Consider the following 9,767-nt stretch of genomic DNA (forward strand, 5'->3'; position numbering starts at 1 on the left):
GCGACGCCTCGACATATTCGCGGCCGCGGATCGACAGCACCGTGCCGCGCACCACGCGCACCACCGAGGGCATATAGGCCAGGCCGAGCGCCAGGATGATGCCGTATTTGTTGGCGCCCAGCACCGCCATGATGCCGAGCGCCAGCAGGATGCCGGGGAAGGCCAGCAGCGCGTCGTTGAACATCATGATGACGCGGTCGACCCAGCCGCGGAGATAGCCGGTGAGCACGCCGATGATGGTGCCGCCGGTGACGGCGGTGGCGACGGTCAAGAGGCTGATCCAGGCGCTGGTGGCGGCGCCGCTCATCGCCCGGCTCAGCACGTCGCGGCCGAACTCGTCGGTGCCCAGCCAGTGCAGGGCCGAGGGTGGCTTGAAGCGCGACAGGATGTCGATCTTCAGCGGATCGTAGGGCGTCCACGCCGCGCTGACCAGGGCGGTCGCGACCAGCACGCCGATGATGGTGCCGCCGATCGCGGCATTGGCGCGGATCCGCCGCCGCTGCTTCGGCAAGGCGAGGGTGGGGGAGAGGTCAGCCTGCGCGCTCATGCCGTCACCCGCGGGTCGAACAGGGGGTAGAGGAGATCGACGAGGAGGTTCACCACGACATAGATGCCGGCGATGAACAGCAGGCAGCCCTGCACCACCGGATAGTCGCGGGCATAGATCGCATCGACCAGCAGCCGGCCCAGGCCGGGGATGGTGAACACCGTCTCCACCACCGCGATGCCGCCCAGCAGGTTGCCCAGCATCAGCCCGATCAGCGTCCAGGTCGGGGCGAAGGCGGTGCGGAAGGCGTGGCGCCACAGCACCGCGCCCTCGGACAGGCCCTTGGCCCGGGCGTGGGTGATGTATTCCAGCCGCATCACCTCGATGGTGCTGGCCCGGGCCATGCGGATGATGACCCCGGTCTCGATCATCACCAGCGTTGCCACCGGCATGATCATATAGAGCAGCGCCGCGCCGGCATCTTCGGCGAAGGGCACGTAGCCGATCACCGGCAGCCAGCCGAGCTTGAGGCCGAAGAACAGCAGCAGCAGCAGGCCCAGCCAGAAGCTCGGGATCGACAGCAGCAGCGTGGCGCCGGAGATCACGGCCAGGTCCAGCGGGCTGTCCTGGCGCCAGGCGGCGATCATGCCGGCCGGCACGGCGACCAGGCTGGCCAGCGCCACCGCGACCAGGACGATGCTGGCGCTGACCGAGAAGCGGTCCAGGATCAGCGGCAGCACCGACTGGCCGGTGCTGATCGATTTGCCGAAATCGCCCGACAGCGCATGGCCGAGCCAGTACAGGAACTGCATCGGGATCGGCTGGTCGAGGCCGAGCGACCGGCGCAGGTCGGCGACGGCGGAGGGGTCCGCCATGTCGCCGAGCATCAACGTCACCGGGTCGCCCGGGATCAGGCGGATCAGGGCGAAGACGATGACGGCGACGATCAGCAGCGTCGGCACCGCCATGCCCAGGCGCTGCAGCAGGAAGCGAAGCATCGCGGCCTCCCCCGACGGTTCAGTTCTTGATCGCCACGTTCCACAGCCGCGGCTTGGACGCGGTCCAGGGCTTGTAGCCTTCGAGCCGGTCGGACACGGCGGCGATCTCCGCCCCGTTATAGGTGACGATCAGCGGCACGTCCTCGATCTGCATCCGGTGCAGCTTGTCGAAGATCACCTGGCGCTGCTGCGGGTCGCTGGTGACCATCGCCTCCTGGATCAGCTTCAGCGCCTCCTGGTTCTCCCAGACCTTGCGCGGCTGGGTGTCCTTCGGGCCGGAGACCATCTCGTAGCTCAGCGCCGGGTCCATCCGGGCGGAGTAGCTGAAGGACATGATCTGGTACTGGCCGCTGGTGTAGCGGTCCAGCTGGGCGCCCCAGTCCAGCACCTCCAGCTCGATGTTGAAGCCGGCCTGCTGCGCCAGCGCCTGGGCGAAGATCGCGGTGTCGTATACGTTCTGGTACTTGCGGTTGACCAGCATTTTGATCGGCTGGCCGGTGTAGCCGGCCTCGGCAAGGAGCTTCTTCGCCTCCTCGGCATTCGGCGTGTAGCCCTGCTCCTCCACCGCGGTGTGGTAGGGGCTGGCGCTCGGGATGACCGAGGGGTTGGGCGGCGAGGTGCCCTGGGTCACCGCCTGGGCGATCTGGCTGGTGTCGATCGCCAGGGCCAGGGCCTTGCGGATGCGCACATCCTTCATCAGCGGGTCGCGCGTCTGGATCAGGATCGCGCTCATCGACAGGGTCTGCGCCAGCTCGGTGCGCACGCCCTTCTGGCCGTCGATCTCCTGCTTGTCGGCGATGCTGACATCGGGCACCAGGTCGATGTCGCCGGACAAGAGCGCCGTCTTCGCCGCCGCCGGGTCGCCGATGATGGCGAAGCGCACCGTCTCGGCCAGCGCCTTCTTGCCGCCGGTATAGCCGTCGCGGTCGCCGTCGCGCGAGGCATAGCCGTCGAAGCGTTTCAGCAGCACGTACTGGCCCGGCTCCCATTTCTCCAACTGGTACGGGCCGGTGCCGATCGGCTTGATCCACTTGCCGTCCGCCCCGACCGAATCCGGGTGGATGACCGCACCCTCGGCGCAGTCGGTCCGCGCCATGGTGGCCAGGAACAGGGCGCTCGGCGCGTTCAGCTTGAAGACGACGGTCTTCGGGTCCGGCGCCTCGACGGATTCGATCTTCATCCGGCCGCGGCCGTCCAGCTCCGGCAGGCAGCGCCACTCGGTCTTGGGGTCGAGCCAGCGCTTCCAGCTCCACACCACCTCGGCCGAGGTCATCGGCGCGCCGTTCTGGAACTTGACCCCATCGCGGAGGGTGAAGGTGTAGGTCTTGCCGTCGTCGGACACGGCCCAGCTCTCGGCCAGCATCGGGCCGACCGAGGCGTCCTCGCGATAGGCGACCAGGCCCTCGACGACATGCAGGATCACCGCATCGGTGTTGTCATCGCGCTTGGTGCCGGGGTCGGTGCTGCGCAAATCGCCGTTCAGCGCCACGCGGATGGTGTCGGCGGGCGGCGCCGCCAAGGCCGGCGCAGCCAGCCCCAGCGCCGCCGCGAGCGCAAGACGGGAAAGACGGGTCATCGGGGCCTCCCTGTGTTGAGGCGTTGCTGTAAGCCGGACCGCGTTAGGCCGCGTTCTTCGTCCGGCGGGACAGGTCGAGCGAGTAGGTGGTGAAGGTGCGGTTCAGGGCGGGCAGCGGCGCCACCTCCATGGTCCCCTCTGCCGGGCGCATGATCACCATGGCGACCGTGGCCGACAGGTTGTTGCGCGACGATGGGCGCGGCGGCCGGCACACGGCGTAGGGCGCGCCGAAATCGTCGAAGAAGGCCGCCTTCATGTCCTCGGCGGTCAGCTGGCCGCGCTTGGCCTGGAGATGCTGCTGCACCCGCCAGTCGCGGTAATAGCTCTCGGGCGAGCTCGGGATGCCGGCTTCCTTCAGCTTGGTCAGGGCCACCGGGCTGCGCCAGTGGTTGGCGTGCACCAGCAGCCCGTCCTCCGGATACAGCGGGAAGGTCTCGTCCGGCGCGCATTCGAAGTCGATGGCGAAGCCGCCGGCATTGCTCAGGATCATGTTGTTCGAGGCGGATTTCGGCGTCACCGAAATGGTCCGCATCGACATGGCGAAATGCTCCTGCTCCAGCGCCTTGCGCCGGATCAGCGGCAACGGCACGCCGACCCCCAGCCTGTAGTCGCGGTCGGATTCCAGGTAGTTCGCCGTGATCGCGGTGCCGACCGAGTTCAGCCCGTTGCGGGCCAGGCCGCCGGCCTCGGTGAAGGTCAGCACGTCCGGCCCGTCCTCGCGCCGCACCCGCAGCACGATCGCGGTCTCGGCGCATTCCGCCCGCCAGTCCCAGTTCTGGCCGTGGATCAGCTGGCCGTCGGCACTGGCCGAGCCCAGGATCACCGCGCCGGTGCAGCCGTCCGGATCGTCCTCGGCCAGGCCTTTCCGCCGGTGCGCCAGCTGCATCACCTCGGTGCGGCAGTTGATCAGCGCCACCGCCTCGAACTCCACCTCCGCGCCCTCGGCGATGCCGCGCATCTCCTCGATCAGCTCGGGCGCGAAATCGTCCATCTTCGGCAGGAAGTCGGCGACGAAGCCGCGGATCTCGTCCCAGCTGTAGCCGAGCTCGCGCAGCTGCCGGGCATAGACCTCGACGCTCTTGCGGGTGCGGTCGGCCGCGGCGGCGCCGTATTGCCGGCCGCGTTCGCGCGGCGTGCCGTGGATATCGACGAAGGGAAAGGGCGTCATGATCGGGGACCCGTTGTCATCGGATGGTCACACCGTAATGCGCTTTATGGAGACGAAAAACACATTTTTGCGGCATGCTGCGAAGTCGAAAGATTTTTGCGCGGCTGTCGCACGTGCTTTTCCGCCGCCGCGGCTGGGCTATCATGAGGGGTGGACATCGTGGAGCGCGACGACGTGACGGCAGCGGCGGAGGCGGCGGGGCGGGCGAGCCCGCTGCAATTGGAATTGGCCCGACAGATCGTCGAGCGGATGCGCGACGAGGGGTGGGCGCCCGGCATGCGGGTGTCGGAGCAGGCGCTGGCCCGCGCCCTCGGCGTGTCGCGCTCGCCGATCCGCGGCGCGCTGGACCTGCTGGTGGCGCAGGGCGTGCTGGAGGCGGGATCCGGCCGCGGCTTCGTCCTGCTGCGCCGGCCGGAGGGCGACGAGATCGCCCGGCTGATCCCGCGCTCGGAGGGCGAGGCGGTCTATGCCGCGATCATGACCGACCGGGCCAATGGCCGGCTGCCGCAGGAGGTGTCGGAGGCGGAGCTGATCCCGCGCTACGGCGTCTCGCGCGGCGTGGTCCGCAAGGTGCTGATGCGCTTCGCCGCCGAGGGGCTGGTGCAGCGCCAGCGCGGTCATGGCTGGCGCTTCGTCGACAGCCTGGAGACCGACGAGGCGGTGAACGAGAGCTACCAGTTCCGCATGGTGGTGGAGTGCGCGGCGCTGCGGCAGCCCGGCTTCCGGGTCGACCGCGACCGGGTGCAGCAGCTGCGCCGGGCGCATGAGGACATTCTGGCCCGCGCTCCCGGCGGCATCGGCACCGACGAATGGTTCCGGGTCAACACGGCGTTTCACGAGATGCTGGCCGCCTCGTCCGGCAACCGCTTCTTCCTGCAGGCCGTGCGGCAGCAGAACGCGCTGCGCCGGATGCAGGAATACGCCGATTTCGTGCAGCTGCCGGACGGAAGGGTCGAGCAGTCCTGCCGCGAGCATCTGGCGATCCTGGACGCGCTGGAGGCCGGCGAGGTGGAATGGGCGGCGGCGCTGCTGCACCGCCACCTGGCGCTGGCCGCCGGCACCTATGCCGGCGAGGCGGCCCAGGAGAACCGGCCGCGGGCCGAGCTGAGCGCATGACCGGGCCCTACCGCATCCGCCCCGGTCGCCCGGACGAGGCCGATGCCGTTCGCGCCATCGAGGATGCGGCGGCGATGCAGTTCGGCGACATCGGCCTTCCGGAGATCGCGGCGTTCGACCCGGCGGAACTGGGGGAGGTGCTGCTGCGGGCCCGCGAGGGGCGGCTGTGGGTGGTGGCTGACGCCGGTGACCGGCCGGTGGCCTTCGCCCTGTTCGGCGAGATCGACGGCACGCTGCATATCGAGGAGCTGGACGTCCACCCCGACCATGCCCGCCGCGGCCTGGGCGCGGCGCTGATCGAGCGGCTGGCGGAGATCGCGCGAGAGCAAGGGCTGCCGGAGCTGACCCTGTCGACCTTCCGCGACGTGCCCTGGAACGCGCCATATTACACCCGGCTGGGTTTCGCGCCGATGCCGGACGAGACGCTCGGCCCCGGCCTTGCCGCGATCCGCGACATGATCCGGGACAAGGGCATCGACATCATCCCGCGTGTGTTCATGCGGCGGGCGGTCCGGAACGGCTGAGGTCTCGGGTCTCGAATCGGCTCCGTCACAGACAGCCCCTGGCCAAATAGGGTCAGTCGATCACCGCGAAAGCGTCGACTTCGATCAGGTAGCCGGGGGACAGGCTCGCCACGCCGAGTACCACGTCGGCCGGCTTGTGATCTCCGAACAGCCCGACCCGGGCCTGTTCGATGATCGGCAAGCATTCGTCGCGATCGTAGTTGACGACGTAGATCGTGATTCTGGCGACCTGCGTCGGCGCCGCGCCGGCAGCGGCGAGGGCCCGGCCGAGATTGGCGAAAACCTGGCGCGCCTGCGCCGCGAGATCGCCGCAGCCGACAAGCTTGCCGTCCAGATCTTCCGGCTCCTGGCCCGCGATGAACACCAGCTTGCTGCCCGTCGCGACGACGACCTGGCTGTAGGTCTGCGGTACCGGCAGATCCTCGGGGTTGATGCATTGAAGCGTCATTGATCGGGCCTCCTGTGCCGCGCGGTCTGTGCGAGTGTGGGGGATGCGCACGGGGATTGTCATCGGCTTCGCCGCCGGCCTGCTGCCGTAGACCCCGCCTGTGCCGCTTGATATCCAGGTAGGATGGAATTCAAGCTGCGTTGTCTCTCGCACGATTTCATTCTCGCCGGTGGCCGATTTGCGATCGGCCGTTCCGACGATTGTCAGCTCTCCCTTGATGATCCGCTCGTATCCAGGCGTCACGCGACCCTGGACGTCCGGACGGACGGGGTGATGCTGTCGGACCTGGGAACCCGCAACGGGACCTATCTCAACAGCGTCCGTATCAATGGGCAGAGCGAGGTCCAGGACGGGGACAAAATAACCATCGGCAGCGCCGAGATGTTCATCGCAAAGGTCTAGGTGGTGCCGCCTTCGCCGCGAGGATGTCTTGTGACCTGATGCCCGACGACCGAAGGCAATCCGCGAGAGGGTAAAGCTTCCTCTCACTCCGGTTCGGAAACATCTTGCGCCTGCGGCGCAGAGCGTCCTGGGGCCGGTTGGAATTCGGCCGGAGATGCACTCCACCCTAGAACGCCGTCAGCCCGGCGACATTGCGGCCGAAGGCGGATTGCGGCTGCGACGGCTGGAAGCCCTTCGCCTTCTCGCGGCGGGCGACGCAGCCGGAGATGTCGGCCGCGATCGCCGTCCAGGCGGCGCCGCGCTTCAGCGAGTCCAGGAAGCACTGGTCGTAATAGGTATAGCGGTCGCCAGTGCCGCAGCCGAAGGACGGGCGGTCGGCCCGGGCGGCGGTCAGCACGATGCGGTCCGGCGTCGTCAGCGCCGGCGTGGCTGTGTAGATCCCGGAATAGCAGCCGGAGGTGACCAGCACCGTCGGCCGGCCGGCACAGGCGCCGTCCAAAGTCTGAGCCAGATAGTCGGGCGGGATCACCGCATTCTCCGCCGCGGCGTACAGCCCGCGGTCCTCCACGCCATGCGAGGTCAGATAGACGAAGCAGCCGGTCCCGGCGGGGCCCGCCAGGCCGGCCATCGCCCGGTCGAAATTGGCCTTGGTCGCCACCGCATCCGGCTGCGGCGCATCGGCCTTCAGCACGGCGATGTCCGCCGGCGCCACGCCGAAGGACACCAGGCTGCGGCGCAGCGAGTCGACGCCGTTGTCGAACACCGGCTCGGCGTCGTCAGCGGCCATCAGCAGCACCTTCCAGCGCAGCGGCATCTCCACCGCTGCGGCCGGGGGAGAGGAGGGGGCGGCCGGACCGGCGCAGCCCGCCAGCAGCGCAGCGGCCGCCAGCGCTGCCAGTCGCAGCATCATCACCCGGCCCATGCGTCTCCTTATCATCCTGGAGACATCTCAGGGACCGTATGGAAATGCGCTGGCGCGAGTCGGCTGGCGGTGCCGTCGAGAACCGGAGCGCAGCGCATATGGGTGCGTGAGCACCGGAAGCGGAGACGGCGCCGTCAGACGGCCGCGCCAGCGCATTTCCATCACCAGGCGCCGGTGTTCGGCATCGACGCCCAGGGCTCGGCCGGGGCCTTGGACGGGCCCTTCTGCAGGATCTCGATTGAGATGTTGTCCGGCGAGCGGATGAAGGCCATGTGGCCGTCGCGCGGCGGCCGGTTGATGGTCACGCCGGCCTTCTGCACCCGGTCGCAGAATTCGTAGATGTCGTCGACCTCATAGGCCAGGTGGCCGAAGTTGCGGCCGCCGGTATAGACCTCGGGGTCCCAGTTGTAGGTCAGCTCGACCGGCGCGTCCTCCTGGCCCGGCGGGGCGAGGAAGACCAGCGTGAAGCGGCCCTTCTCGTTCTCGATGCGCCGGGTCTCCTTCAGGCCCAGCAGGTCGCGGTAGAAATGCAGCGACTGCTCCAGGTCGGTCACGCGGACCATGGTGTGCAGATATTTCATCGTCATCCTCCCGAAGGCGTTCGGTTCCTGGCGGCGGTGTCGGATCATCCGGGGCAGCCCGGCCGCGGCGGCCGCGCGGGCATTGCCGAATCCGGATCCGCGCTACCATCGTCGCCCGGCGGCTGTCTGACAAGCCGACACGTCGCGGCGGCCCGGCCGATGGGCGGCCGCTGGAAATCCGCCCGCACCGGAAGCCGGCAGAAAATCTCACAAATCTGCATCTCAACGGTTGTGATCGGCCGCTTCGTTCATAAATGATGGAGCGGTGTCGGCCTAGCCGATGCATCCCCGACCATCTCTGCTTCCGGAGGCCGAGGCGCATCCATGCCGCACGACACACCCCTGATCGCCACCATCGTCGCCGGCCTCGGCCTGGCCTTTGTTTTCGGCGCCATCGCCAACCGGCTGAAGGCGCCGCCGCTGGTCGGCTATCTCCTCGCCGGCATCCTGGTCGGGCCACACACGCCGGGCTTCGTCGCCGACCAGGCGCTGGCGCCGGAGTTGGCGGAGATCGGTGTCATCCTGCTGATGTTCGGCGTCGGGCTGCACTTCTCGCTGAAGGACCTGCTGTCGGTCAGGGCCATTGCGGTGCCCGGCGCGGTGGTGCAGATCGGTTTCGCCACGGCGCTCGGCCTCGGCCTGGCCTTGATGCTGGGCTGGACCGTCGCGGGCGGCCTAGTGTTCGGCCTGGCCCTGTCGGTCGCCTCGACCGTCGTGCTGCTGCGGGCGCTACAGGAGCGGCGGCTGGTGGAGACGGAGCGCGGCCGCATCGCCGTCGGCTGGCTGATCGTCGAGGATCTGGCGATGGTCCTGGCCCTGGTGCTGCTGCCGGCCCTGGCCGGGCTGGTCAATGGCGGCGTCGATGTCGGCTCGGATCCGCTCGCCGTCTCCCTCGGCCTCGACCTCGGCGTCGGCGGCATCCTGGTGCTGACCCTGCTCAAGGTCGCCGCCTTCGTCGCGCTGATGCTGGTGGTCGGCCGCCGGGTCATCCCCTGGGTGCTGCACTACGTCGCCCATACCGGCTCGCGCGAGCTGTTCCGCCTGGCGGTGCTGGCGATCGCGCTCGGCGTCGCCTTCGGCTCGGCCAAGCTGTTCGGCGTCTCCCTGGCGCTGGGCGCCTTCTTCGCCGGCATGGTGCTGAGCGAATCCGAGCTCAGCCACGCCGCGGCGCAGGAGACGCTGCCGCTGCGCGACGCCTTCGCGGTGCTGTTCTTCGTCTCGGTCGGCATGCTGTTCGACCCGACCAGCCTGTGGCGCGATCCGCTGCCGATGCTGGCGGTGGTGTTCATCATCGTCATCGGCAAGTCTGTCGCCGCCTTCGTCATCGTCCGCATCTTCAAGCATCCGGTGTCGACGGCGCTGCTGATCTCCGCCAGCCTGGCGCAGATCGGCGAGTTCTCCTTCATCCTGGCCGAGCTCGGCGTGAAGCTGCAGCTGCTGCCGGAGGCGGGGCGCGACCTGATCCTCGGCGGCGCGATCCTGTCGATCCTGCTCAACCCGGTGGTGTTCAACGCCTTCGGCAGCAGCTTCGGCTTGACGCCGAGC

11 protein-coding genes are annotated in these 9,767 nt (G+C 68.8%); 4 read left to right on the plus strand and 7 right to left on the minus strand.

The features are described 5' to 3' along the window. The 4 genes from ABDW35_RS24370 to ABDW35_RS24385 form a co-directional block, all read right to left on the minus strand. Nucleotides 1–547: ABC transporter permease (locus ABDW35_RS24370; protein WP_343716458.1), on the minus strand; the 547-nt coding region annotated here is incomplete at its 3' end. Continuing rightward, nucleotides 544–1,485, minus strand: a complete 942-nt coding sequence (locus tag ABDW35_RS24375; RefSeq protein ID WP_343716459.1) for an ABC transporter permease — start codon at nucleotides 1,483–1,485, stop codon at nucleotides 544–546. The genes ABDW35_RS24370 and ABDW35_RS24375, both read right to left, overlap by 4 nt. Before the next feature lie 19 nt (nucleotides 1,486–1,504). Further along, a complete protein-coding gene (locus ABDW35_RS24380) occupies nucleotides 1,505–3,061 on the minus strand; it encodes an ABC transporter substrate-binding protein (protein ID WP_343716460.1) in 1,557 nt (518 codons plus the stop codon). 43 nt (nucleotides 3,062–3,104) lie between these two features. Beyond that, on the minus strand, nucleotides 3,105–4,229 hold the full coding sequence (locus ABDW35_RS24385) for a C45 family peptidase (RefSeq protein WP_343716461.1): 1,125 nt from the start codon (nucleotides 4,227–4,229) through the stop codon (nucleotides 3,105–3,107). A gap of 159 nt (nucleotides 4,230–4,388) precedes the next feature. On the opposite strand from ABDW35_RS24385, the gene ABDW35_RS24390 reads away from it, so the two are divergent. Further along, on the plus strand, nucleotides 4,389–5,345 hold the full coding sequence (locus ABDW35_RS24390) for a GntR family transcriptional regulator (RefSeq protein ID WP_343716462.1): 957 nt from the start codon (nucleotides 4,389–4,391) through the stop codon (nucleotides 5,343–5,345). Then, nucleotides 5,342–5,869 carry a GNAT family N-acetyltransferase gene (locus tag ABDW35_RS24395; RefSeq protein ID WP_343716463.1) on the plus strand — a complete coding sequence of 176 codons (528 nt, stop codon included), beginning with the start codon at nucleotides 5,342–5,344 and terminating at the stop codon, nucleotides 5,867–5,869. The genes ABDW35_RS24390 and ABDW35_RS24395 overlap by 4 nt, the downstream gene beginning before the upstream one ends. 52 nt (nucleotides 5,870–5,921) lie before the next feature. Here ABDW35_RS24395 and ABDW35_RS24400 read toward each other — a convergent pair whose 3' ends face one another. Continuing rightward, nucleotides 5,922–6,317 (minus strand): RidA family protein, encoded by a 396-nt coding sequence (locus ABDW35_RS24400; protein WP_343716464.1) that lies wholly within the window; start codon nucleotides 6,315–6,317, stop codon nucleotides 5,922–5,924. A gap of 123 nt (nucleotides 6,318–6,440) precedes the next feature. Here ABDW35_RS24400 and ABDW35_RS24405 point away from each other — a divergent pair, with 123 nt between their 5' ends. Further along, nucleotides 6,441–6,719, plus strand: a complete 279-nt coding sequence (locus ABDW35_RS24405; RefSeq protein ID WP_343716465.1) for an FHA domain-containing protein — start codon at nucleotides 6,441–6,443, stop codon at nucleotides 6,717–6,719. A 166-nt stretch (nucleotides 6,720–6,885) separates the two neighbouring features. Here ABDW35_RS24405 and ABDW35_RS24410 read toward each other — a convergent pair whose 3' ends face one another. Then, on the minus strand, nucleotides 6,886–7,629 hold the full coding sequence (locus ABDW35_RS24410; protein ID WP_343716468.1) for a C13 family peptidase: 744 nt from the start codon (nucleotides 7,627–7,629) through the stop codon (nucleotides 6,886–6,888). 173 nt (nucleotides 7,630–7,802) lie between these two features. After that, nucleotides 7,803–8,222, minus strand: a complete 420-nt coding sequence (locus ABDW35_RS24415; protein ID WP_343716466.1) for a VOC family protein — start codon at nucleotides 8,220–8,222, stop codon at nucleotides 7,803–7,805. A 324-nt stretch (nucleotides 8,223–8,546) separates the two neighbouring features. Between ABDW35_RS24415 and ABDW35_RS24420 the strand changes: the two genes are divergently transcribed. After that, nucleotides 8,547–9,767 (plus strand): cation:proton antiporter (locus ABDW35_RS24420; RefSeq protein WP_343716467.1); only part of this gene is annotated, 1,221 nt, incomplete at its 3' end.

Origin of the sequence: Inquilinus sp., from assembly GCF_039594555.1 — a bacterium.
GTDB lineage: Bacteria > Pseudomonadota > Alphaproteobacteria > DSM-16000 > Inquilinaceae > Inquilinus.